This is a genomic window from Pseudomonas agarici, assembly GCF_900109755.1.
In the GTDB taxonomy this organism is placed as follows: Bacteria; Pseudomonadota; Gammaproteobacteria; order Pseudomonadales; family Pseudomonadaceae; genus Aquipseudomonas; species Aquipseudomonas agarici.
On record NZ_FOAR01000014.1, the window covers coordinates 37324 to 61665 of the forward strand.

A 24342-nucleotide genomic window follows, 5' to 3' on the forward strand; every position below is an offset into this window, starting at 1 on the left:
ACGTGCCTTGGGAAGTAGGCGAACCAAAGTGGGGATACGGAGGACGTTCATTTGCACCCATTGATAACGCACGTTTGCCACTAGGAGTCCCCCGCATGTCGATCCAGGTCGAAGACTATTTCGCGCGCGATACCTTTCAAAAAATGAAGGCTTTCGCCGATAAGCAAGAAACCCCTTTCGTGGTCATCGATACCCAGATGATCGCCCAAGCCTACGATGACCTGCGGGCAGGTTTCGAATTCGCCAAGGTCTACTACGCCGTCAAGGCCAACCCGGCCGTCGAAATCATCGACCTGCTGAACAAGAAAGGCTCGAGCTTCGACATCGCCTCCATCTACGAGCTGGACAAGGTGCTGGGCCAGGGCGTCAGCGCGGATCGCATCAGCTACGGCAATACCATCAAAAAATCCAAGGACATCCGCTACTTCTACGAGAAGGGCGTGCGCCTGTACTCCACCGACTCCGAAGCCGACCTGCGCAATATCGCCAAGGCCGCACCGGGCTCCAAGGTCTACGTGCGTATCCTCACCGAAGGTTCGACCACCGCCGACTGGCCGTTGTCGCGCAAGTTCGGTTGCCAGACCGACATGGCCATGGACCTGTTGATCCTCGCCCGCGACCTGGGCCTGGTGCCTTATGGCGTGTCCTTCCACGTCGGTTCGCAGCAACGTGATATCAGCGTCTGGGACGCGGCCATTGCCAAGGTCAAGGTGATCTTCGAGCGCCTGAAGGAAGAAGACAACATCCACCTCAAGCTGATCAACATGGGCGGTGGCTTCCCGGCCAACTACATCACCCGCACCAACAGCCTGGAAACCTATGCCGAGGAAATCATCCGTTTCCTCAAGGAAGACTTCGGCGACGATCTGCCGGAAATCATCCTTGAACCCGGCCGTTCGTTGATCGCCAATGCCGGCATCCTGGTCAGCGAAGTGGTGCTGGTGGCGCGTAAATCCCGCACCGCCGTCGAGCGTTGGGTATACACCGACGTGGGCAAGTTCTCCGGCCTGATCGAAACCATGGACGAAGCCATCAAGTTCCCGATCTGGACCGAGAAGAAAGGCGAGATGGAAGAAGTGGTTATCGCCGGCCCCACCTGCGACAGCGCCGACATTATGTATGAGAACTACAAATACGGCCTGCCGCTGAACCTGGCCATCGGCGACCGCCTCTACTGGCTGTCTACCGGCGCCTACACCACCAGCTATAGCGCGGTTGAATTCAACGGCTTCCCGCCGCTGAAATCATTCTACGTATAACCGGTCGCTTCCGCGTCGTAACCGCAAGGCCCGTGATCGCTCACGGGCCTTTTTATTTACATACGCTGCAAAACCTTTAGAAGAAGTGGAAGGTTGCCCTAGGAAACTGGGTCGACGCCTATGTCCGCCATCATCCCGAGCAGAAAAACCGCTCGGGCTTCTTGGCGACGGCGGCCCTGAAAGTGCTCCAGGGCGCTTGAAGGCCCAACCTGCCAGCGCGTCCAACGCCTCGCGGTCCTGCTTGTCGCCCAGAGCCGCCTGCCCCGGATAGGATCGTCAGGGCCACCCGAACCGAATTATCTTCCAGCATGACCTTGAGCCAATCGCTGTCCAATAGCTCTTCACGCCCGCGTAACAGCATGATCCGCACCTTAAAGAGAAGTCATCTCAATGGTATTTGATTCCTATCAACTGAGCTAAGATGCGCGCCGTGGCGAATGACTTTGATTGAGCAAGGCGATCACCGTGTTGAAGAAAGCACTGTTGCAACTGCATTGGCTGTTCGGCATCACGGCCGGGTTGGTGTTGGCGGTCATGGGCGTCACCGGGGCCATCGTCTCTTTTGACGACGAATGGTTGCGCCTGCTCAACCCTTCGGTGCTGCAAATCGAAGCGCCGAACCACGAGGCTCTGCCACCTGCCGAACTGGTGCGCAAGCTTGAAGCCCGCGAAGGCCAGACCGTTGCGATGCTGTGGAGCGAGCCCCATGGCGACACCGCTGGCCGGGTGTTCTTCACCGCACCGCCGGGTGAGCGACGTGGACAGTTGCGCTATTTCGATCCCTACACCGGTGACTACCGGGGCGAGGTTCGCGGCCAGGACTTCTTCAATCTGATGCTGCAACTGCACCGGTTCCTGGCCATGGGCGACATTGGCCGCCAGATCACCGGCGCCAGCACCCTGATGCTGGTGTTCTTCTGCCTGTCCGGCCTATACCTGCGCTGGCCGCGCAAGCCCCTCGACTGGCGCGCCTGGCTGACCCTCGACTGGTCGAAAAAAGGCCGTGCCTTCAACCGGGACTTGCACTTGGTGGCCGGTACCTGGTGCCTGGCGTTCTACCTGTTGTCGGCCCTGACCGGATTGTTCTGGTCCTATGAGTGGTACAACAACGGCCTGAACAAGCTGCTCGCCGACTCAGCGGCCCAGCAGCGCAAGATCGAACGTGGCCCGGCCCCGGTCGGCCCGGCGCCGACGGCCGACTATGGGGCCATCTGGACCAGCATCCAGCAAGCCGCCGGCCCGGACCTCAGTGCCTACAACATCCGCATGCCGGCGTTGGCCGGCCAACCGGCCACCGTGTATTACCTGCTTAACGACTCGCCCCACAATCGCGCCCTCAACCAGATCATGCTGGACCCAGCCACCGGCACGATCCGCGAGCACTTCCGCTATGCCGACAAAAGCCTCAAGGGACAACTGCTGACCAGCCTCTATGCGTTGCACGTCGGCAGTTATTTCGGCGTCATCGGGCGCATCCTGCTGACGGTTTCCAGCCTGATCCTACCGTTGTTCTTCGTCGTCGGCTGGTGGTTGTACCTGGATCGCCGGCGCAAGCAGCGCGCCCGAGGAAAAGCCCGCGAAGGGCTCGCCCCGGACAAGCGCGACGCTGCCAGCCAGGGCGGTTGCGCCGAATAGTGCGCAGGGCACTCAAACCGGTTGCAGCTTCTGCTCGAACACTGACACACCGTCCAGGTCACGTAGCACCACGCCCATCTCACCGCTCTGTCCGTCGATATTGACCTCGCCGAAAAACTGGAACCCGGCAAACGGCGAACTGTTCTGCACCGCCGGGGCTTTCTCGAACACCACTCGCGGCCCGAAGGTCTTGTCCAACACATTGGGGCCAAAGCTGCCGGCGTTCATGGGACCGGCGACAAATTCCCAGAACGGCTCGAAATCCTGGAACGCGGCACGATCCGGATGATAGTGGTGGGCGGCGCAGTAGTGCACATCGGCGGTCAGCCAGACCGTGTTATGCACCTGTCGCGCCCGTAGGTGGCCGAGCAACTCGGCGATTTCCCGCTCACGGCCCTGAGCCGGCCCAGGGTCGCCGTTGGCAATCGCCTCCCAACGCGCCAAGCCAGGGCTAACCTCACCATCCGGCACCCCGAGGCCGATGGGCATATCGGCGGCGATCACCTTCCATTGTGCCTTCGAGTTCTCCAGCTCGCGTTTGAGCCATGCCAATTGCTCACGCCCGAGAAAGGCTTTTGACGCCCCCAGATTGTCGTCGTTCGGCCCACGATAGCTACGCATATCGAGCACGAACACATCCAGCATCGGCCCGTAGCTGAGCCGGCGATAGATCCGCCCGCCCTGATCGGCCCGCTGTCGACGCACAGGTGCATATTCCAACCAGGCCTGGCGAGCACGCCCGACCAAGCTGTGGATATCTTTGCTCCGGTAGCGCTCGTCTAGCTGTTTGCCGGGCGACCAGTTGTTGGTCACTTCGTGATCGTCCCACTGCCAGATCTGCGGCACCTCGGCGTTGAAGCGCCGCAGGTTGTCGTCCAGCAGGTTGTAGCGGTAATTGCCACGAAACTCGGCGAGGCTTTCGGCAACCTTGCTTTTGGCTTCGGTCGTGATATTGCGCCAGATGCGCCCGCTTTCCGTGGCGATCTGCGCCGGGATCGGACCGTCGGCATAAATGGTGTCGCCGCTGTGGATAAAAAAGTCCGGTAAGCGCAGGCGCATCGCTTCGTAGATACGCATCCCACCGATTTCCGGGTTGATGCCAAAGCCCTGACCAGCCGTGTCGCCACTCCAGACAAACCGGATATCGCGACGTTGCTGTGGCACGCTGCGTAAATGGCCGAACCAAGGCTCGCTGGCAACACCGGATTGGGCATCTTCGAAGTGTACACGGTAGAAAATCGCCTGGTCGGCAGGCAAACCGCTCAGTTCGACGCACGCGGTAAAGTCGCAACCAGCGTCGGCCAGCGCCGAGACGAAGCGGCGCGGATTGCTGAAGACACTGCGGGTGTCCCACTCCACCACCATCCGTGCGGGGCGGTCGGTGCGACTCCAGACCATCGCCTTGTCGCCCAGCAGGTCGCCGGACTGTACGCCATCGGTCAGTTGTGGGCGGTCTTTGACCGAGGCGATCACCGCCGGCGCCAGGCCGGGCAGCAGCATGCCCGCACCCACGACCTGCATGATGCGTCGTCGTCCGAGATTGAAGTCGCTCATGATGAATCCCTGAAGAAGAAGCCAAACACTGAATTTAGCGTCAGGGAATGAAGCGGGTATGACAGTCGACCGTACAGGCTGGGGCCGGGCGGCGTGGCGACGCAGCTTTCAGCGACTTCGAAGACCTCCTCGCGGGCCAGCTCTGCTCCCACGGCGAGCGGCACCGGCCTTGGCCGAAACGACAGTCAAGACCCGCTCGCCACCAGAAGCCACAACGTCAAGCGCCGGTCGGTTCAATGCCCAGCTCGATCCCCTCCGACCGTTTGAGCACGGCATAGACCACCGCCGTCAGCACGCTGCCGGCAATGATCGCCAGCAGGTACGCCAGCGTGTGATTGATCGCATTGGGAATCAGCATCACGAACAGTCCGCCATGGGGGGCCATCAGCTTGCAGCCGAAGTACATGGACAGGGCGCCGGTCAGCGCGCCACCGGCGATACTCGCCGGAATCACCCGCAACGGGTCTTTGGCGGCAAACGGAATCGCCCCTTCCGAGATAAAGCACAGGCCCAGTACCAAGGCCGCCTTGCCCGCCTCCCGCTCACTCTGGGCAAACTTGCGCCGGGCGATCAACGTGGCGATACCCAGGCCAATAGGCGGCACCATGCCAGCTGCCATGGTCGCGGCCATCGGTGCATAGCTCTGCGATGCCAGTAGCCCGACCGAGAAGGCATACGCGGCCTTGTTGATCGGCCCGCCGAGGTCGACGCACATCATCGCGCCAAGCACCACACCCAACAGGATCGCGTTGGTGGTGCCCATGCTGTCGAGAAAATGCGTCAGGCCTTCGAGCATTCCCGCTACCGGTTTGCCGACCACGTAAATCATCACCAAACCAGTGAACAGGCTCGCCAGCAACGGAATGATCAGAATCGGCTTCAGTGCTTCCAGGCTCGCGGGCAACCGCGCATAGCGATTGATCGCCTTGGCACTGTAGCCCGCGACAAAGCCGGCGACGATACCGCCGATAAACCCAGCGCCAAGGGTGCTCGCCAACAGCCCGCCGATCATCCCTGGCGCCAGTCCCGGACGATCGGCAATTGAGTAAGCAATGTAGCCGGCCAACAACGGCACCATCAGCTTGAAGGCGCTCTCCCCGCCGATCTGCATCAGCGCAGCCGCCAGCGTGCCGGGCTCCTTGAACGCGGTAATACCGAACACGAATGACAGCGCGATCAACAAGCCACCCGCCACCACCATCGGCAACATAAACGAAACACCTGTCAGCAGGTGCTTGTAGACACCAGTCTTTTCCTGCCTGACCGGTGCCGAGCCATCCCCTGAGACGGCACTCTGCGGCTTGCCTTCGGCCAGGGCCTTGTTCAAGGTGGCCTCCGGTTGCTTCAAGGCAACGCCGGTACCGCAACGGTAGATGTTCTTGCCGGCGAAACGCTCGGTGGCGACGTCGATATCGGCCGCCAGCAAGACCACGTCAGCCTCGGCTATCGCCGCCGCGCTCAACGGGTTACAGGCGCCGACCGAACCTTGGGTCTCCACCTGCAACTCGTAGCCCAGGCGCTTGGCCGACTGCTGCAAGGCTTGCGCCGCCATGAAGGTATGCGCGACACCGGTAGGACAGGCGGTTACTGCCACCAGGCGCGGTGCCCGTGGGTCCTCACCCGGCGCCTCGGCGGCGACGTGAACACGGGCCTCTTCAGCACCGCGACGCAGTACAGCTTCGACATCCTGTAATGCCTCGGCCGGCGTGGTCTGGAATACCCGTTTGCCAACAAAGCGCGACATATCCACTGGCGTGCTGCTGACCACCAGTACCCATTGCGCCGCCGAAAGGGTGGCCGCCGATAGTTGGCGCTCCGGATGCCCGCTGTCATGCACTTCGACACGGGTGCTCCAGCCCAGGCGCAGGGCGACCGCTTCCAACAGCCGAGCGCACAGCACACTGGTGACCCTGCCGTTCGGGCAAGCGGTAACAATGGCTAACTTCATCACAATCCCTCTTATTGTTCTGCCAGGGCGTGCACGCTAACGCCGTATTCAAGCTGCGCCAGTTGCGCCGTGTCAGCGATGCCGAAACCGATCTGGGTCACAGCCAGGGCGGCAATCGCCGTCGCCGTGCGCAGGGTTTGTTCGGCACCATGTCCACTGAGCAGGCCATGGAGCATGCCGGCCAACAATGAGTCGCCGGCACCGACGGTGCTCGCCACGCTAACGGTCGGCGGCAGCCCGTGCAGGGCCGGTGCAGCGCTGAACCAGTTGACCCCTTCGGCCCCCAGGGAGACCACCACGTGCTCGATACCCTGGGCGTGCAAGCGGGCCGCGGCCTCGGACTGCGCGACTAACGAGGTCACGGGACTGCCCAGCGCCTCGGGCAATTCCTCGATATTCGGCTTGACCAGCCACGGCGCTGCCGTCAGTCCAGCCCGCAAGGCCGCGCCGCTGGTATCCAGGGCGACTTTCAGGCCGCGCTGCTTGAGCCGCAGCAACAGGGCTTGCAGCCATTGCGCACTGCCCCCCCGAGGCAGGCTGCCCGCCACCACCACTGCATCGTGACCGGGGGCAATCTGCTCAAGCCGATCCAGCAAGGCTTGCTGGGCCTCGACACTGACGAACGGGCCGGGTCCATTGAGATCGGTGATCCGCCCGTGGTGCTCGGCGAGTTTGATGTTGCTGCGAGTTTGCCCCGGTACGCGAACAAAGGCATCGACAAAACCACGGCGGGCGAACAGAGTTTCGAAAGCCTGTGGATTGTCCTCCCCGAGAAAGCCACTCACGGTCAACCGATGCCCGAGATCCGCCAGCACCTGGGCGACGTTCACGCCCTTGCCGGCCGCATGGGTCTGCATCGCCTCGCTGCGATTGACCTGACCCGGCTCCAGCCGCATTAACTGCACGGTCAGATCCAACGCCGGGTTCAGGGTCAGGGTCAGAATCCGCGCCATTACACTGCCTCAACGAGGGTGCGCACGTCATCGGCGCTGCCCACAATCAGCGCCGAACGGGCCAGGGCCTGCGCTGCCGACAGGGTCAGTTCGCGTACCCGTGCCTTGACCTCGGGAATGCCGCGAGCGGCAACGCTCAATTCGTCCACCCCCAGCCCCACAAGCACGGGTATCGCCAGCGGGTCACTCGCCAGTTCACCGCAAACCCCCACCCACTTGCCATGGGCATGGGCTGCGCGCACGGTGATGTCGATCAGTTGCAACACCGCCGGGTGCAAGCCATCGGCCTGGGCCGAGAGTGTCGGATGACCACGATCAATGGCCAGGGTGTACTGCGTCAAATCATTGGTTCCGATGCTGAAAAAATCCACTTCCGGAGCCAGCACCGGGGCCAACAGAGCCGCCGACGGCACCTCGATCATGATCCCCAGTTGCAGGTCGGCCACCGGGATTTCCAAGCGCAGCCGCTCGGTCATTTCCCGCGCCTGGCGCCACTGCGCCACAGTGCCGACCATGGGGAACATGATCCGCAGGGGGCGATTGTCAGCAGCCCGCAACAGGGCACGCAACTGGCTTTCCATGATTTTTGGCCGTTGCAGCGTCAGGCGAATACCGCGCACGCCGAGGAACGGGTTCTCCTCTCTAGCAATCGGCCAGTACGGCAGCGGCTTGTCACCGCCGACATCCAGGGTGCGAACCACCAGCGGGCGCCCGCCCAGGCCGTCGAGTACCCGTCGGTATTCGGCCTCCTGGGTGGCTTCGTCGGGTGCCTGTCGATGCGTCATGAAGATCAGTTCAGTGCGCAATAGGCCGATGCCTTCGGCCCCTCGCTCCACCGCACCGGCGACATCGGCGCTTTCGCCGATATTGGCGAAAACTTCAACCGCCCGCCCGTCGCGGGTCAACGCTGGCTCATGGCGTTTCTCCGCCGCCAGACACAGGCGCTGCTCGCGGCTGTCGCGCTCCGCGGCGGCGCGCTGCAAGGTTACGGCATCCGGCGACACGTGCAGCCGGCCCCGCTGACCGTCGAGCAACAAGGTCGTACCCGGCGCCAGCAACAGCACCGCCGCTCCCGCCCCCACCAACGCGGGGATGCCCAAGGCCCGCGCAATAATCGCGCTGTGCGCCGTGGCCCCGCCACGGGCGGTGACAATCCCCACGACCCGCGTCGGATTGAGGCGCGCCACATCGGACGGGCCGACTTCATCCATCACCAGAACATAGGGCCGGTCCGGCTCGACCAGCGTTTCGCTGCCGCACAACCGCGCCAGCACACGCCGACCGATGTCTCGCAGATCCGCCGCCTGCTCGGCCAACAGCGCATCCGACAACGACTCCTGCTGCCGGGCCGCCGCGTCGATCACCGCCATCCAGCCGGCTTCGGCGCTTTCACCCTGCTTGAGGCGATTATCGACCTCGTCGCCCAGGTCCGGATCGTCGAGCATTTCCTGGTGAGTAACGAAAATCTCGCGAATGGCCTGAGCCTTGCTACGCTGGATCAGGCCATCGATATCCCGGCGGACTTCGCTCAAGGCGCTGTGCAGACGCTGGCGTTCAAGCACGGCTGACTGACCGCGCAAGGGGTAGTCGAACGTCTGTGGGACCTGGATATAAGCCGGGCCGATAGCGATTCCCGGCGCGCCGGCGATCGCCTGGACCTGGCTGCCGGCACCCGGTGCCGTCAAGGCCTCTGCCACCTCGTCCTCGACCACGCTGGCGGCATTCACCGCCGGCAAGGGTTCGACTTCCTCGCCGAGCCCCTCTTCCACTGCCGTCAGCAAGGCTGGCAAGGCATCGGCGGCAATAGCCGGCTCAACAATGAACTCCAGCACTTGAGCCCGCCGAGCGCCGAGACTGAGCAACTTACTCAAGCTTTTCACCGACACCGCCTTGCCTGCCACATCGACAATACGCACACGAATATCGCCATCGAAACGCTTCGCCAGTTGCGCCAGGACCTTCGCTGGCCGGGCATGCAGACCATGGGCATTAGCCAGGGTGATGCGCGCGCTCGGCCAATCGGCCGGCAGTTCGCCACCAAGGACCTCCAGCACCGCCCGGCTGCTGGTGGCACGCCCCAGTTCATGGCCACGGCCTTCGATCAGCAAGGTGCACAGACGTTCGAGCAAAGCCTGATGGGCCTCACCGAGACTGGCGAGACAGAACAGGCCGTTCAACGGTTGGCCGAGATAACGCAACGGCTTTTGCGGAGTGACAAATGCCAGCCCCGGCTGCCTGACCGTTTGCTCGCTGTGCAGCCACCACAGGCCGTCACCCAGCGGCAGCGCTTGGACCTGCTGCAGGATCGCGGCAAAACCGTTGCTCACACAATTGGCCTGGCGCAATAGACGGGCGCCTCGCCAGACCAGGTCCTCGAAATCATCCGCCCCCACGCCAAGGCCGATCATTTGTGCATCCAGTGCCAGTTCCTGGGGCGCGCCTTGCAGCAGTTTCAGCAATGCCTCGGCGGAACCGGCACGGCGCAGGGCCTGGCCCAGATCGGTCTCGCCGAGGGCACGGGTAAGCAGTTGCAGCAAACGCAGGTGCTCGTCGGATGTTGCCGCGATGCCGATGGCCAGATAGACGATCTGGCCGTCCCCCCAATCCACGCCCTCGGGAAATTGCAACAGGCGCACGCCGGTGGCGAACACCTGATCACGGGTTTGCGGGGTGCCATGGGGAATCGCAATACCCTGGCCGAGAAAGGTCGAGCCTTGCATCTCACGATCTTGCAAGCCGGCCAGGTAACCCTCGGCCACCAGGCCGTCAGTCACCAGTGCGTCCGCAAGCAGCTGCAGGGCGGCAGACTTATCGACGGCCGACTGGCCCATGGAAATCTGCTCTACGGTGAGTTCGAGCACGCCTTTCTCCTCTATCAATGCCAACCGCCAGCGGCCTGTACGGTTAGTGCGTTAGCTCAAGTTCGGATGCCAGAAGTCCATGGCCAAGGCGCTGCGAACCGTCTAGCCCGGCTATGGCGAGCAACAGCAACGCCGGCCAGGGGCTGGTGGCGCCGAAATTGACTAACAGAACTCACCACGCAGGCCACTAGGGATTGTTTTGAATGTATCAGCCAGGGCTTGCGCACCAAACAGGACGAAACGGTCTTTCGGCATGACCGTGACACAGGGCGCATCTCCTGGAAAACAGCAAAGCTGAAACGTTTAATCTAGATCGTGAGACACGTTACTCGATTATCCTTGCGAGTTGAAGCCCTGCTGATCGACAACTGATTGCTGGCAAACCTGCAGCAGTGCCTTGAGACCGCTGGGAGCTTGCTCAGAACACTGCCCGGACTCCGTTGCACTCCCACAGAACCCACCCTCCCCCTGCTCCCACAGTCAGCGGCTGGAATAGGATACGATCAGAGAAAATGTAGCCATGAACGACAGCAAATAAGGAATCGTTCGCTTGAAACTCAGTGATATTGCCCGCCTGGCCGGTGTGTCCGTCACCACCGCCAGCTACGTCATCAACGGCAAGGCCGAGCAACAGCGTATCAGCAACAGCACCGTGGAGCGGGTCCGCGCCGTGGTCGAGCAGCACGGCTTCACGCCTAACCCCCAGGCCGCCGGCCTGCGCAGCCGCAAGACGCGCACCCTCGGGTTTATCCTGCCGGACCTGGAGAACCCCAGTTATGCACGCATCGCCAAGCTGTTGGAGCAAGGTGCCCGTGCCCGCGGTTATCAGTTGCTAATCGCCAGCTCCGACGATGATCCGGACAGCGAACGCCAACTGTTGCAACTGTTCCGTGCCCGTCGCTGTGATGCCTTGTTCGTCGCCAGTTGCCTGCCAGCCGAAGATAATAGCTATCGCCAGTTGCAGGACTGGGGAATGCCGGTCATTGCCATCGACCGGGAAATGCAGCCCGCACATTTCTGTTCGGTGGTCAGTGACGACCATCGGGCCAGCCTGCAATTGACTCGCAGCCTATTGCAACCGATACCGCGCCATATCGCCCTGATCGGCGCTCGCGCCGAACTGAGCATCAGCCGGCAGCGGGCTGCCGGTTTTCAGGACGCGCTGAACGATTTCAAGGGCGAGGCACTGATCGAACACGGCGAAGCGTTCAGCCGCGATTGCGGTCGGCGACTGATGGATACGCTGGTCAAACGTCTCGGCCATCTGCCCGATGCCTTGGTCACCACCTCTTATGTGCTGCTACAGGGCGTATTCGATGCCTTGCACAACCACCCACTCAAGCCGCAGCCGCTGCGCCTGGGGACCTTTGGCGACACTCAGTTGCTGGACTTTCTGCCCCTGCCCGTGAACGCCATGGCTCAACAACACCGGTTGATCGCCGACAAGGCCCTGCAACTGGCCATGGCCGCCATCGAGGACAAGGACTACCGGCCCGGTGTGCAGGCGATCGCACGGACCTTCAAGCAACGTATCCACGAGGCCTGACCATGGAGTTGATCGACACCCATACCCATCTCGATTTTGCGGATTTCGATGAAGATCGCGACGCGCTGCTCGATCGCAGCCGCGCCTTGGGTGTCGGTCGCATGGTGGTGCTGGGGGTTTATCGGCGGAATTGGCAGCGGGTCTGGGATCTGGTGCTGCGCGATCCGCAACTGCATGCCGCATTCGGCCTGCATCCGGTTTACCTGGAGGATCATCGCCCGGCCGATCTGGACCAATTAGGCGACTGGCTCAGCCTCCTGGCCAATCATCCGCAACTCTGCGCGGTGGGTGAGTTCGGCCTGGACTACTTTCTGCCGCAGCTCGATCGCGAACGCCAGCAAGTGCTGTTCGAGGCCCAATTGAAGCTTGCCGTGGACTTTAACTTGCCCGCGCTGCTTCATGTGCGTCGCAGCCACGCGGCGACCATTGCGACACTCAAACGCTTTCGCCCGGCCCGTGGGGGGATCATCCACGCCTTTGCCGGCAGTCGCGAAGAAGCCCGGGAATACCTCAAGCTGGGCTTCAAGCTTGGCCTGGGCGGTGCTGGAACCTGGCCACAGGCCTTGCGTCTGGGCAAGGTGATTGCCGACCTGCCTCTGGACGCCGTGGTGCTTGAAACCGATTCGCCGGACATGGCGCCGGTCATGTATCCCGGCATGCGCAACAGCCCGGAACACCTGCCGGCCATCTGCGCCGCCCTGGCCAAACTCATGGCCATCAGCCCACTGGCATTGGCTACCGCCAGTACCGCCAACGCTTGCACGCTGTTCAACTGGCCATTGAGTCCGACTTAACCCCGACCTGCAAGATCAGCGTCACCTGTTGCCGGTGGCGGGCATAGCGCAAGATCGTGAAATACAGCAACAGCATCAGCAGGGAAAAATTGAGTTGTTCGACCACGCTGATCAGACCGACCCATTCGCAGACCAGGGCGACCAACAACGAGGTAGCCATCAACACAATCATGCTAACCTTGAGCGGCAACCACATGTCCAGTGATCTGAAGCGCTTCAGTTGCTTCGAACAATTGAGTTGTACCGCCTCGTGACAGTAGCGACAGGCAAAACTTTCATTGATAGCAATGGCGTTCAAATGCCATGTACTAAGGGGAAATGTGCAACTGCAATGCGCGCAAACTCCTTTGACGCTCATGAGCGTATCCTTCAAATCTGCTCCTCCCGATCAGTAACAGCTCACCGATGAGTTCGGTATAGATGGGTTTTCGCTCATCGTAAGCAGAAAGATCGATCCAGAAAGAAAACAGGATTTGACCTACATTCAAAGAGCTTAAGTACTACAAACCATTCCAAAGCGCACGGCAAACCTCATTTTGCCCAGGCGGCGCAATATGATGCGGATCGACGCGTAGAAACCGCCATAGAGGCCGATGATGGAAGGAAACATCACCACTAACTTTGCAACCAACCTATGCAGGCGACAAGGTTAACCGCCACCGTTGAAATCTATAGGCGAGGGCTTGCTCCGAGTCCGTGCTACCTTGGGGGTCAGATCAGCAGCGTCCACAGGGCAAAACCGCCATACCAGAGCACCGCCGCCCGCAGCAGCAGCCCCCAGAGGCTGTCCAGGCTCATGACACCATCGGCGCCGATGCTGGTGGCCGGTAGTTCTCCGGCCATCCGCCCGACTTTCGCCACCAATTGCTCGGCGCCGATATCCCAGTTGAGCAACTCGTGCAACATCACTCGGCTAACCGCCACGAAATTGCCAACCAGCGCCAGACTCGCCGACAGCAAGCGTACCGGCAACCAATCGAATGCATGGCGCAATAGGCTGGCACGCTCGGCCAGGGCCGGATTGTGGCTGTGCTCCGTGGCCAGGGCGAGCAGGCGATAACTCAAGGCGGCCACCGGACCCAGCAGGAAATACCAGAAGATCACCGCAAAGAAACTTTGATAGGCCTGCCACAGCAGGTATCCCTGGACTTTTTCCAGCAGTTGCTCGCCGTTCTCGACACACGTCACCTGCATGTCGCGCCTGGCCACATGCACTCCGGCCTGCATGTCACCGCGCCGCCAGGCATCGCGAAAGGGTCCCAGTGTCGCCAATAGATCGCCGCGCCCCAGACTATAAATCACCACCCACAGATGCACCGGCAACGCCAGCAGACCATAGGCAAGCGGCTGTACCACCATCAACAACAGGCCGAGCAAGGCGACCGGCAGCAACACCAACAGCACCAGTATCCACCAAGGCCGTTTCGCCCAACGCGCACTGGACTCGAGCCGGGCCAGCTCGCCCAACCAGGCACCGTCACGCTGGACACGCTGGCGCAAAGCCGAGAACTTCTCGATCCATACCGCCAGCAGCAGTACCAGAAAACTCATTGCGACTCTCCTTTTTCCAGTAGGGCGACGCGCAAACGCTCCCAGTCAAAGCCTGCTCCCGGATCGGTTTTGCGGCCCGGCGCAATGTCGCTGTGGCCGCAAATCCGTTGTGGAGTAATTGCAGGGTAAGCGGCCAGCAGATACCGGCTCAAGGTAATCAGCGACGTATACTGCGCGTCGGTGAAAGGCAGATCATCAGTGCCCTCCAACTCGATGCCCAGAGAGAAATCGTTACAGCTCTCGCGACCCTCGAAACTCGACACGCCAGCATGCCAGGCCCGTTCCAGACAGGAGACAAACTGCGTGACCTTGCCGTCACGTTCAATCAGAAAGTGCGCGGACACCCGTAGGTGAGCGATGCCGTCAAAGTAGGGATGTTCCGTAATATCCAGGCGATTCTGAAAAAACTCCTGGACTTTACCCGTGGCGAATTGCCCAGGCGGCAGGCTGATGTTGTGGATCACCAGCAGGGAAACTTCCCCTTCAGGGCGCTCATTGGCGTTGGGCGACGGACAATGATCCACGTCCTGGCACCACCCCGTGGCGGGATCCAACTGCATACAGGTTCCTTCGAGGATAAAAAGCGACAGGCCCAGTATGCCGCGATAGAGGCCGACATGGGCAGCACTCTCTGCGCAAAAAAAATCAGCGAGCCTTCAGTCGCCGCAAATTGCCGATGACCGATTCCAAGGCGCGGTCGAACAGCAGCGCATCGTCCAACAGCCGCACCGCACCGCGACGAAATTCGACAGCCAGCCCCTGGCCCGTGCGCTCCAGCACTTTCATACCGGTACGATTGACGAAGATGTATTTGCCAGTCGACTCGATGATCGCCGTCAGTTTGCACCGCAGGCTGTTTTCATCGTCCTCACGGATCTCGACCCAGTTGCCAATCCGCAACTGCCTGACCCACAGCAGCCCGGCGTCATCTTCAGGCAACGCCACAAGACGCTCCTCGGTCAGCATGTCGTCGGGTGAGCCGAGGACAATTTCCTCCAGCACCGCGACCATCGCCGGTTGCGTCTCCTCGACGGCAACCGGCTCGGCGCGTTGCTTCGCCAAACGCTGAAAGACCTGGACATGCAGGCTTTCGAGCTGGCTGAAAAACTCGCTGGTGGCAAACGGATCGAAAGCGGCACTGGTCAGTCCATCGCGCAACGCCTTGAGCAAACCGGGCACCAGTTCCAGCAAACGCAGGCGAGCATCGATCTGGCCCTGGGGCTCCACACTCCAGATCAGGTCGTCCATGGTTTGCAGGCCGGCCCGCCACTCGACGGACGCTTCGCCGTGCTTGAGACAGGTCAGCAATAGAACCTTGCTCCAGGCCTCCTGCAGCAAACGCACCACGACTTCGGGCAGGGTCTTGCCCAGCAGCCGCTGGTTCAACACCTCCTGGACCCGTCGGCGAGCCTGTTCGGCCTTGGCCCGGCCTTCTTCGGCGTCACGGGTGCGCTGCTCGAGCAACTCACTGCGGCGGCGCTCATCGCCGGTAAAGTCGAGGAAGTCCACCAGCAGTTCGGAGAAGATCGCCGGATCATCGACGAAATCATTCAACAAACGCTGGACGACCTGTTCGATACGCACGTACAAGGCATCGCGCTGATAGTCGTCGCGCGCGCCCCAACCCATGGCTGCCGCGGCGATTTCATTGAGCAGGCGTCGAGCCGGATGACTGCCACGGCTAAAAAAGCTCTTGTCCAGCACCGCCACCTTCAACATCGGAATCTGCAAGCGTCCGATTAGCGCCTTCAGGGAATCCGGTAGGTTGCGGTCATCGAGGATAAATTCGAAGAGCATGGCGATCAGGTTGATCACATCTTCGTCCATGACTGCAACCACGCGTGACTTGCCACTTTTGACGCTGACCCGGGTCAACAACTGCTCAAGCTGGTTGCGCAGGTCGAAATCGTCGGCAACGGTCTGCGTCGGTACGTACTGCTGCAAATGTGAAAGCAGTCGCAATAGATCGCGGGTGGAAATCGGCTGAATCTCGGAGCCCACATCCAGCCTGGGCGCCACACTGCCGCGAACATGTCGCAACAGCTCCTGCAAGGCCGAGAATACCTCCTGAACGCTGGCATCGAGGAGTGAGGAGCCCGACTTGGCCGTTCCCGCCTCACCCTGGCTGGCCCGTGCACTGGCCGGCGGGCGATCGGAAGCACGACGGGCCGGCACGGCCTTGAGTTCCGGCAATACGCCGGTGGCGATCAACAACTGGTTGGCTTCGGCGTACAACTGATCGGCATCGCTAAGCACATATTTCTCGAACAGCTTGAGAATGATCAGTTTGACCTTGATTTCCACCCCCAAGTCGCCGTCGGCCCCCAGGAAATACTCACAAAGCATCGCCGGCCCCATGGGGTTGTCCTGGTCCTCGATGCGTCGAGCGATCAAGGCATTCAAACGAGTGGTCAATTGCCCGAGGGAAAAACCGTCCCGGCTCAAGACCTTGGCAACCATCGCATCCAGGGCAACGGTTTTTTCCAGCTCATCGTTCGGAACCAGTGCCAGCTTGTCGTAGGACATCGGCGTCGGTAGCGCCGCCTCGTTGAGGTCATATTGACCGAGACCGACAAACGCCTCGAAAAAACGCTCGAGAAAGCCGCGCTCGATACTTTTACGCTTGAGCCGCAGATCGCGCATGGCTTCGAAGAAAGTGTTCTGGTCGACATTGTTCAGGGCCCTGTCAGCCATTTCGAACAGGGTGTCATCGGCATTGTCGAACAGCGCCTGCAAGCCTTGTTTGAGCTGCTGCGCGGCCTTGTCGCGAACCTGAAGCAGAACCACGGGCAAACGGGCGAGCGGCGACGGCGTCGCTCGTTTATCGGTGGCCTTGTGCAAAGGCACTACCTTCCCGTCATTGTGCATCCAAGCCTCCAGCTACCGCGGTTCTTCGGTTCTGTGTAAACAATAGGTCTGCGCAGGCCATGGGCAAATAGCTCACAACCCCTTCGCAACGGCTGCCGGTGCAACCGCCGGGGGTATCGATAATCAGGAAATCACAGGTACGTCAAAGGTATGACGTCAATTACAAGGCATATTATCTTGCAAAAGATGTCACTTTTGCCAGCGAACTCTGCAACTCCTTTTCGTTCATTGCATTGGATAGACCCTCGAAGATGCAAAAATGCTCAATCGAGGCGACCAAATGCAGGTTAGTGGCGGCATGGTGTTGGCGGGCGCACCTTGGGTTAGCGAGCGCCAAGGCTCTATAATCGGGCCACTTTGTTTGTGGAGCCCGTTATGCCCAATCTACGTCTTGCCGACCTGACCGCCGAAATCGAAGCCAACGTGCGCCGTGCGTTGCGCGAAGACATCGGCAGCGGCGACATCACCGCGCAACTGATCCCCGCCGAACGACTGGCCAAGGCCTCCATCATCACCCGTGAGCCAGCGACGATTGCCGGCACGGCCTGGGTCGATGCAGTCTTTCGCCAGCTCGATCCACGGGTTGCGGTGCATTGGCAGGTGCGCGATGGTGAGCGAGTCAATCCTAACCAAGTCCTGTTTCACCTCGAAGGCCCGGCACGCTCGCTGCTGAGCGGCGAACGTTGCGCATTGAACTTCCTGCAGATGCTCTCCGGTGTCGCCACCCATGCGCGCTACTACGCCGACCAGGTGAGCGCTACTTCGGTCAAGTTACTGGACACACGCAAGACCCTGCCGGGCCTGCGCCTGGCACAGAAGTACGCGGTGACCTGCGGCGGCTGCCATAACCACCGCATCGGCCTGTACGACGCCTTCCTGATCAAGGAAAACCATATCGCCGCCTGCGGCGGGATTGCCCAGGCTATCGGCGCCGCCCACAAAATCGCACCGGGCAAGCCGGTGGAAATCGAGGTGGAAAGCCTGGCCGAATTGGAGCAAGCGCTCGCGGCGGGTGCCGATATCATCATGCTCGACGACCTGAGCCTGGAGGACATGCGCGAAGCCGTGCGTCTGAACGCCGGCAAGGCCAAGCTCGAAGCCAGCGGCGGCATCAACGAAAGCACCCTGCAGCCGATTGCCGAGACCGGCGTCGACTACATCTCGATTGGCGCACTGACCAAGGATGTGAAGGCGGTGGACCTGTCGATGCGCCTGAGTCTCTGAGACCACGGTTTTGTGGAGAGCGGGCTTATCGGAACGCCGCTCACTGCAGAAACCCTCATCTCAGGACGGACGCCGAACTTAGCGAAGCTGGAAATGCCGCGATTCATGCTCCAGCAGCCACTGCTTGGCTGCCAGCCCGCCGCCGAAACCGGTCAGCGTGCCGTTGCTGCCAATCACCCGATGGCAAGGCACGATCACCGGTACCGGGTTACGGCCATTGGCCGCGCCCACCGCCCGTGCAGCCTTGGGCCGATCGATCTGCTGGCAAATTTGCCCGTAGCTGGTGACCACACCATAGGGAATCGTTGTCAGCGCATCCCACACTTCCCTCTGGAAATCCGTACCCTGCATATTGAGCTTGAGGTCGAACTCCAGGCGCTCGCCGGCAAAATACTCCTCCAGTTGCCTACGCACCGCAGCCAGTTTCTCCGGGGCATGCAGCCAACCCGTCAATGGCGTCTGGGGTCGATAGTCCAGTTCGAAGCGCAACTCGCGCAGTCCTTCATCATCGGCCACCAACATCATCGGCCCAATGGGCGAAGGGATCACATCATAATAAATCTGGCTTGCTGTCATTTCAGGCTCCTGCGTATCCATTCAGATTCCACTGCCGCGCGCCACAGATACATCACCGAATAGGCCCGCCAAGGGCGCCAGTTCTCGGCCAGTACCTCAAGGGCCTTGGTGCTCAGCGGCGAACCTTTCTCCACAACTTCCCGCCGCAGGATCAGATCCGCCGCGGGAAACGCATCCGGATGGTTGAGCACCCGCATGGCAATGTAATGGGCCGTCCACTCACCGATACCCGGCAAAGCGACCCAGCTTCTAACGAAGTCGTCCAGCCGCTGCTCTGTGCCAAAGCTCACCCGGCCATCGAGCAAGGCCTGGGCAATCCCACGGATGGTGGCGGCGCGTGTACGGATAACCCCGATCACCTCCAAGTCGGCGTCGAGCAATTGCTCAGGCGTGGGAAATAATCGGTCCAGACCCGGCCCCGCGGGTGTTTCGAGTACGCTCGTGAAGCGCGTCAACAAACGCGTGGCAAGCGTGCGCGCCGCGGCGACGCTGACCTGCTGGCCCAGTACTGCCCGTACCGATATTTCGAAACCGTCCCAACCACCCGGCAGACGCTGGCCGGGATAACGTTCGACCAGCGACGCCAGCACCGGGCTGGCACCCAGCGAGGCGACAATGGCTTGCGGGTCGGCATCCAGATCGAACATCCGCCGAATCCGCGTCACCACCGGCAACATCTGCGCGGGCGTCACGTTGAACAGCTCCAGCTTCAAGGCATGACCGCCAGCGGGCCACGGACTGACCCGCAGCCACCCAGGCGATTCGGCACGACCGAATACCCGTCGATAGCTCTGCTCCTCGACCACCTCGATACCCGGCAAGGCACGACCGGCAAGAAACACCAGCAGCGCCTTGAAATCGTAGGGGGGCCGATAACCGAGCCGCAAGACCAGGGCGTTACTGCCGCTTGCGTTGGGTTGGCGCCGCAACTCCCGAGGCGCGACATGGTTGGCGTCGGCAAAAGCCGAATTGAACCGACGCAGGCTCTGGAAACCCGACGCCAATGCCACCTCGGTAATCGACAGCGTGGTTTCGCTCAGCAGTTGCCTGGCGAACAGCAGGCGCTGGGTCGCATGCACCGCGATCGGCGGTGCGCCAAGGTGTTGGACAAACAGGCGACGTAATTGCCGCCCTCCCACGTCCAGCCGAGCCGCCAGTTCGTCGAGCGAGTGCTCGGCGAGAAAGCCTTCATGAATCAACTTCAGGGCACGTGCCACCCGATGTTCGCCATGGAGCCAGACGCTATTGCCCGGCGCGAGCTCCGGGCGGCAGCGCAGACAGGGCCTGAAACCCAGTGCTTCGGCGGCGGCGGCACTGGGGTAGTAACGTACATTCTCCACCTTGGGCGGTCGCGCCGGACAGACCGGTCGGCAATAGATCCGGGTACTGAGGACAGCGGTGAAAAACACCCCATCGAACCGCGCATCACGGCTCAGGCGAGCCTTTTCGCAGATATCGGCAGTGGGAAATGTGGCAACGGTTGTCGTGTTCATGGGTGCAGGCTAGCATCGTCAGCATGAACGATCTCGCCATTTTCGGACGTTAATGCCCAGTGACTTTTGCCTGATGAGGCCAGACAATAAAAAACGGCCTGGGAAGCCGATTCTTTTGCTGATGGTGCCGGAGATAGGAATCGAACCTACGACCTTCGCGTTACGAGTGCGCTGCTCTACCGACTGAGCTACACCGGCCTGGCGCTAACGCTAGCATCGAGCGACGAGCGGAGCAAGCTATCCGGGCTTGATCGCAATCACACCCTGAGTCCAGAAGCGCGGCTGGAAGTGACCGCCATATTGCTCTTGGTAGAGCTTGTTGCGCTCGTCCAGGTGGGGGCCATCGCGGATCGCGATGTAGACCAGCAACAGCACGGCGCCAGTGCTGATCCCCATCCACGACCGCTGTATTAAAGCGCTGGCTTCGGTCGGCTCACCCTTCCACACGTGGATACCCATCAACCAACCGACCACCAGGGATAGCCAGAGCTGGGAGTACGGCATGACGATCACTCCGTCGACCATGGATTGGGTCAGGGCACCGATCAGGCTGGCGAACAGGCAGACCCGTAGCAGGTCGACCGGATCGTTGGAATTAGCGCGTTCGCGGATCAAGCGAAAGGTTGCCCAGAGTCCGCGACCGACCAGCCACATCACCAGCAAGGTGGAAGGGATACCCCACTCGCTGGCCCATTGCAGGATAGCTTGGTGCGGGTGGGCGGCGATGGAGTTGTGGATATCGGCGAAGTGCATGGGGCCGAAGCCGAGCAGCGGACGCTCGCGGATCATCTCCCAGGCCTGCTGCCAGAGTGGGCCGCGACCCGAGAGGGAGGTAGTCAGGCGGTCGCCCGCGAAGTGGCTGACCTCTATGCCAAGGTAGTCGGTCAGAACGCTGAACAGGAGCCAGTAGAGAGCAATACCAGTCGCGACAGCAGGGATTTGCCAAGTGATCCAGCGTCTACCGGAGCGACCGGCGATAAACAACACGCAGGCCGCCACACTCATGCCAAGCCAGGTGCCACGTGTGCCGCCGGTTATTGCAATAAGCCACCAGAGGCTCAAGAGGGAAAAGACCCCGATTTGGCTGAAGCGCCGGGTGATCGTCAGTAACAACGGCAGCGCCAATAGCGGGAGAGTGAACGTCTGGAATTGGCCGTAGAAACGTTTGTTGGAAAATCCCTCGATAAAAAGATCTGTATCTAAATGCTTCGACTCTTCTCCAAAAAAAGATACAAGCACAATAAAAAACTGGCTGCCCTTAGCTGCGCACAAAAAAATCAAGAACCACAAAAACCACCTGTCAAACTCTTCTCCTTCACACACCCTCGCTTTGAAAAAAGCCAATGAAATAAAAATACCAACAATCACGACAGATATTTCTACAAAGGCCCAGGTCGGTTGCCGGGAACCCATGGCAGAAAAAACAGCCAAAAACAAAATAATCAAAATACAGCAGGATGGCTCACGAAAAAAGCTGTCGTCCTTGCTTCTTTTGCGCCAAAGAAAGCATAAACAGAGAAGGCCAACCAGCAGTTGCCCAACGCGCTGAAGGTCATGACCAGAACTAGAAATGCAAATAACGACAAGATATATAAAAAAACAACATAGCATTTCCCATCGACCATTGAGCCTAGAAAAAACCATGCGATCTCTCAAATATCATCGATATAAAATAAGCGCCCCAAAAGGCGCTTACTCTAAAAACGCCAAAAATATCGCTATTAACTACCGGTCAGCTTACACAAGGCCGGAGCGCTGCCCTGAGCTGAAAGACAACCGCTCGATGAGCCTACGCTCCAAGTCAGCGCGGCTGCACCGAGGACCGGGATGAGAATAAGAGTCGAGCCTGCATTAGTCGTTGAGGTCGGCGTCACCGTTATTGTTCCATCGGTCACACCAACGCTGGCCACATGAGTCGTAGCGACAGTGGCTGGTATCCCATTGGTGCCCAAGGCGCAGCCAGTCACCGTGCCCTTTTCCTGAGCGCAGGCTGCCACGGCAGTTTGATAGGTGTTGGCCACCGACACAACTTCGGCAAATTTTGCTCTGTATGTATAGTTTTGGTATGCCGGGATCGCGACCGCAGCCAAAATACCAACGATCGCTACGACGATCATCAGTTCGATCAGCGTAAAACCTTTTTGTAGATTCATCCGTTACCTCCAAAGCGTGGGAGAAAGCCCATGACTTATCAGATTAGCAGCACACAGCATGCCAACCACTGAAATTTCGATATTCTGATGATCCGCCGCCTCGCAACCAAACAGGAGCTGATGACGTACAACAAAATCTGACATTTTTTGTCACCCGTCTTCACTCCATTTGGCGCCACCGCCCGACTAGGCTATAAGAGTCCGACTGTTTGCGTTTGGTGCAAAAATGAACGATATCGCTCTTTCTGGCCTAGCTAAGCAATTGGTTGCAGCCGAGCTCATCACCGACAAAAACGCTCAACAGGCTTGTCAGCAAGCCCAACGCAACCGCATATCCCTGGTCAGCTATCTGGTTCAAAATAAACTGGTCAAAAGCCGACAGGTGGCGGAAATTGCCTCGGAGCACTTTGGGGTCGCTCTGCTTGACCTGAGCACATTCGACAAAGAAAGCCAACCTAAAGGCCTGGTCAGCGAAAAGCTGATCCGCCAGCACCATGTCCTGCCCTTATGGCGACGTGGCAACAAGCTGTTTGTCGGTATCTCCGATCCCAGCAATCATCAGGCAATTACCGATATTCGCTTCAGCACCGGCCTGACTACCGAAGCGATTCTGGTAGAGGACGACAAGCTCAGTGATGCCATCGATAAACTCTTCGACAGCCACCCCAGCGGCTTGGAGGAAATGGCGGATGTCGACCTCGAAGGCCTGGACATTGAATCGGTAGACGACAAGAAACACGAACAGATCGCGGGGCAAGACGCCGATGATGCTCCGGTGGTCCGCTTCGTCAACAAGATGCTGCTGGATGCCATCAAAGGCGGCTCTTCGGACTTGCACTTTGAACCCTATGAAAAGATCTACCGCGTGCGTCTGCGCACCGACGGTATGTTGCGGGAGGTCGCCAGGCCACCTATCCACTTCGCCAGCAGGATCGCCGCCCGTATTAAGGTAATGGCCAGCCTGGATATTTCCGAGCGGCGCAAGCCACAAGACGGGCGCATCAAGATGCGCATCTCGAAAACCAAAACCATCGATTTCCGGGTCAACACGCTGCCGACCCTGTGGGGCGAAAAGATCGTTATGCGCATCCTCGACCCTTCCAGCGCACAAATGGGTATCGACGCATTGGGCTACGAACCGGATCAGAAGGACCTTTATATGGCGGCGCTGAAACAGCCGCAGGGAATGATCCTGGTCACCGGCCCCACTGGTTCCGGTAAAACGGTTTCGTTGTATACCGGCTTGAATATCCTTAACACCGTGGATATCAATATCTCCACCGCCGAAGACCCGGTTGAGATCAACATGGAAGGCATCAATCAGGTTAACGTCAACCCGAAACAGGGGCTCGACTTCGCCCAGGCGCTGCGCTCGTTTCTACGCCAGGACCCGGATGTGATCATGGTCGGCGAAATCCGCGACCTGGAAACCGCCGAGATCGCGATCAAGGCCGCCCAAACAGGCCATATGGTGCTTTCAACCCTGCACACCAATAGCGCGGCGGAAACCCTGACCCGCCTGCAGAACATGGGTATTCCCGGCTTCAACATCGCCACTTCGGTCAGCCTGATCATCGCCCAGCGCCTGGCACGTAAGTTATGCCTAAACTGCAAAAAGGAAATTGATATTCCCGAGGAAGCCTTGCTCAAGGAAGGTTTTCCGGCAGAGCAACTCGGCAAATTCAAGATCTATGAAGCTGTCGGTTGCGATCAATGCAACGGTGGCTACAAAGGCCGCGTCGGGATCTACGAAGTGGTAAAGAACACCGCTAACCTGCAACGGCTGATCATGGCCGAAGGCAACTCGATTGAAATCGCCACCCAGATGCGCAAGGAAGGCTTCAACGACCTTCGTACCTCAGGCTTGCGCAAAGCCATGCAAGGGCTGACCAGCCTGGAAGAAGTCAACCGGGTCACCAAGGACTAA

The 24342-nt window shown here is 60.1% G+C and carries 17 protein-coding genes, 1 tRNA gene and 2 pseudogenes; 7 read left to right on the forward strand and 13 right to left on the reverse strand.

Features of this window, described 5'->3' with window-relative positions; all coding sequences use genetic code 11:
• Positions 1-95: 95 nt before the first annotated feature.
• The 3 genes and pseudogenes from BMX68_RS14260 to BMX68_RS14270 form a co-directional block, all read left to right on the forward strand.
• Positions 96-1259 carry a type III PLP-dependent enzyme gene (locus BMX68_RS14260; RefSeq protein ID WP_060783277.1) on the forward strand — a complete coding sequence of 388 codons (1164 nt, stop codon included), beginning with the start codon at positions 96-98 and terminating at the stop codon, positions 1257-1259.
• A gap of 104 nt (positions 1260-1363) precedes the next feature.
• Positions 1364-1459, forward strand: a pseudogene (locus BMX68_RS26390) (type II toxin-antitoxin system HicB family antitoxin); the annotation flags it as partial.
• Positions 1460-1724: 265 nt separating this feature from the next.
• Positions 1725-2891, forward strand: a pseudogene (locus BMX68_RS14270) (PepSY-associated TM helix domain-containing protein); the annotation flags it as partial.
• Between the two features lie 15 nt (positions 2892-2906).
• On the opposite strand, the gene BMX68_RS14275 reads toward BMX68_RS14270, so the two are convergent.
• From BMX68_RS14275 to ptsP, 4 genes are all read right to left on the reverse strand, one after another.
• The gene (locus tag BMX68_RS14275; protein WP_017132876.1) at positions 2907-4448 is read right to left on the reverse strand and encodes an alkaline phosphatase D family protein; all 1542 of its coding nucleotides are present in this window, start codon (positions 4446-4448) and stop codon (positions 2907-2909) included.
• 217 nt (positions 4449-4665) lie between these two features.
• Positions 4666-6396 (reverse strand): PTS fructose-like transporter subunit IIB, encoded by a 1731-nt coding sequence (locus BMX68_RS14280; RefSeq protein ID WP_017132875.1) that lies wholly within the window; start codon positions 6394-6396, stop codon positions 4666-4668.
• Between the two features lie 11 nt (positions 6397-6407).
• Entirely contained in the window at positions 6408-7349 is a 942-nt protein-coding gene (pfkB, locus tag BMX68_RS14285) for a 1-phosphofructokinase (protein WP_017132874.1), read from the reverse strand.
• Positions 7349-10210: a phosphoenolpyruvate--protein phosphotransferase gene (gene ptsP, locus BMX68_RS14290; RefSeq protein ID WP_074862307.1), complete on the reverse strand. Its 2862-nt coding sequence runs from the start codon at positions 10208-10210 to the stop codon at positions 7349-7351. Before ptsP ends, pfkB begins: the two co-directional genes overlap by 1 nt.
• Before the next feature lie 550 nt (positions 10211-10760).
• Here ptsP and cra point away from each other — a divergent pair.
• A complete protein-coding gene (cra, locus tag BMX68_RS14295; protein WP_017132873.1) occupies positions 10761-11756 on the forward strand; it encodes a catabolite repressor/activator in 996 nt (331 codons plus the stop codon).
• Positions 11757-11758: 2 nt separating this feature from the next.
• On the forward strand, positions 11759-12550 hold the full coding sequence (locus BMX68_RS14300; protein ID WP_017132872.1) for a TatD family hydrolase: 792 nt from the start codon (positions 11759-11761) through the stop codon (positions 12548-12550).
• Here BMX68_RS14300 and BMX68_RS14305 read toward each other — a convergent pair.
• From BMX68_RS14305 to BMX68_RS14320, 4 genes are all read right to left on the reverse strand, one after another.
• Positions 12525-12908: a hypothetical protein gene (locus BMX68_RS14305; RefSeq protein ID WP_039792707.1), complete on the reverse strand. Its 384-nt coding sequence runs from the start codon at positions 12906-12908 to the stop codon at positions 12525-12527. The two genes, BMX68_RS14300 and BMX68_RS14305, sit on opposite strands and share 26 nt — an antisense overlap.
• Positions 12909-13261: 353 nt before the next feature.
• Entirely contained in the window at positions 13262-14101 is an 840-nt protein-coding gene (ampE, locus tag BMX68_RS14310; RefSeq protein WP_017132870.1) for a regulatory signaling modulator protein AmpE, read from the reverse strand.
• Positions 14098-14661, reverse strand: coding sequence for a 1,6-anhydro-N-acetylmuramyl-L-alanine amidase AmpD (ampD, locus tag BMX68_RS14315; protein ID WP_017132869.1), 564 nt, complete (start codon positions 14659-14661; stop codon positions 14098-14100). Before ampD ends, ampE begins: the two co-directional genes overlap by 4 nt.
• Before the next feature lie 85 nt (positions 14662-14746).
• Entirely contained in the window at positions 14747-16969 is a 2223-nt protein-coding gene (locus BMX68_RS14320; protein ID WP_017132868.1) for a DUF1631 domain-containing protein, read from the reverse strand.
• A 375-nt stretch (positions 16970-17344) separates the two neighbouring features.
• Here BMX68_RS14320 and nadC point away from each other — a divergent pair, with 375 nt between their 5' ends.
• Positions 17345-18193, forward strand: a complete 849-nt coding sequence (nadC, locus tag BMX68_RS14325) for a carboxylating nicotinate-nucleotide diphosphorylase (RefSeq protein WP_060783272.1) — start codon at positions 17345-17347, stop codon at positions 18191-18193.
• A gap of 78 nt (positions 18194-18271) precedes the next feature.
• On the opposite strand, the gene BMX68_RS14330 is transcribed toward nadC, so the two are convergent.
• The 5 genes from BMX68_RS14330 to BMX68_RS14350 form a co-directional block, all read right to left on the reverse strand.
• Positions 18272-18769 carry a methylated-DNA--[protein]-cysteine S-methyltransferase gene (locus tag BMX68_RS14330; RefSeq protein ID WP_017132867.1) on the reverse strand — a complete coding sequence of 166 codons (498 nt, stop codon included), beginning with the start codon at positions 18767-18769 and terminating at the stop codon, positions 18272-18274.
• Entirely contained in the window at positions 18766-20262 is a 1497-nt protein-coding gene (locus BMX68_RS14335; RefSeq protein WP_017132866.1) for a DNA-3-methyladenine glycosylase 2, read from the reverse strand. The genes BMX68_RS14330 and BMX68_RS14335 overlap by 4 nt, the downstream gene beginning before the upstream one ends.
• Positions 20263-20384: 122 nt before the next feature.
• Positions 20385-20460: transfer RNA gene (locus BMX68_RS14340), tRNA-Thr, on the reverse strand.
• Positions 20461-20499: 39 nt separating this feature from the next.
• Positions 20500-21906 carry an O-antigen ligase family protein gene (locus tag BMX68_RS14345; protein WP_051000651.1) on the reverse strand — a complete coding sequence of 469 codons (1407 nt, stop codon included), beginning with the start codon at positions 21904-21906 and terminating at the stop codon, positions 20500-20502.
• 77 nt (positions 21907-21983) lie between these two features.
• A complete protein-coding gene (locus BMX68_RS14350; protein ID WP_017132864.1) occupies positions 21984-22415 on the reverse strand; it encodes a pilin in 432 nt (143 codons plus the stop codon).
• A 226-nt stretch (positions 22416-22641) separates the two neighbouring features.
• On the opposite strand from BMX68_RS14350, the gene pilB reads away from it, so the two are divergent.
• A complete protein-coding gene (pilB, locus tag BMX68_RS14355) occupies positions 22642-24342 on the forward strand; it encodes a type IV-A pilus assembly ATPase PilB (RefSeq protein ID WP_017132863.1) in 1701 nt (566 codons plus the stop codon).

Bases quoted from the DNA above. Each gene is read 5' to 3' on its own strand.
- BMX68_RS14345 (WP_051000651.1), bottom strand. From the start codon at position 21,906: ATGGTTTTTTCTAGGCTCAATGGTCGATGGGAAATGCTATGTTGTTTT.
- BMX68_RS14320 (WP_017132868.1), bottom strand. From the start codon at position 16,969: ATGCACAATGACGGGAAGGTAGTGCCTTTGCACAAGGCCACCGATAAA.
- pilB (WP_017132863.1), top strand. From the start codon at position 22,642: ATGAACGATATCGCTCTTTCTGGCCTAGCTAAGCAATTGGTTGCAGCC.
- BMX68_RS14275 (WP_017132876.1), bottom strand. From the start codon at position 4,448: ATGAGCGACTTCAATCTCGGACGACGACGCATCATGCAGGTCGTGGGT.
- nadC (WP_060783272.1), top strand. From the start codon at position 17,345: ATGCCCAATCTACGTCTTGCCGACCTGACCGCCGAAATCGAAGCCAAC.
- BMX68_RS14330 (WP_017132867.1), bottom strand. From the start codon at position 18,769: ATGACAGCAAGCCAGATTTATTATGATGTGATCCCTTCGCCCATTGGG.
- BMX68_RS14300 (WP_017132872.1), top strand. From the start codon at position 11,759: ATGGAGTTGATCGACACCCATACCCATCTCGATTTTGCGGATTTCGAT.
- BMX68_RS14280 (WP_017132875.1), bottom strand. From the start codon at position 6,396: ATGAAGTTAGCCATTGTTACCGCTTGCCCGAACGGCAGGGTCACCAGT.
- ampE (WP_017132870.1), bottom strand. From the start codon at position 14,101: ATGAGTTTTCTGGTACTGCTGCTGGCGGTATGGATCGAGAAGTTCTCG.
- pfkB (WP_017132874.1), bottom strand. From the start codon at position 7,349: ATGGCGCGGATTCTGACCCTGACCCTGAACCCGGCGTTGGATCTGACC.
- BMX68_RS14305 (WP_039792707.1), bottom strand. From the start codon at position 12,908: ATGAGCGTCAAAGGAGTTTGCGCGCATTGCAGTTGCACATTTCCCCTT.
- BMX68_RS14350 (WP_017132864.1), bottom strand. From the start codon at position 22,415: ATGAATCTACAAAAAGGTTTTACGCTGATCGAACTGATGATCGTCGTA.
- ampD (WP_017132869.1), bottom strand. From the start codon at position 14,661: ATGCAGTTGGATCCCGCCACGGGGTGGTGCCAGGACGTGGATCATTGT.
- BMX68_RS14260 (WP_060783277.1), top strand. From the start codon at position 96: ATGTCGATCCAGGTCGAAGACTATTTCGCGCGCGATACCTTTCAAAAA.
- BMX68_RS14335 (WP_017132866.1), bottom strand. From the start codon at position 20,262: ATGAACACGACAACCGTTGCCACATTTCCCACTGCCGATATCTGCGAA.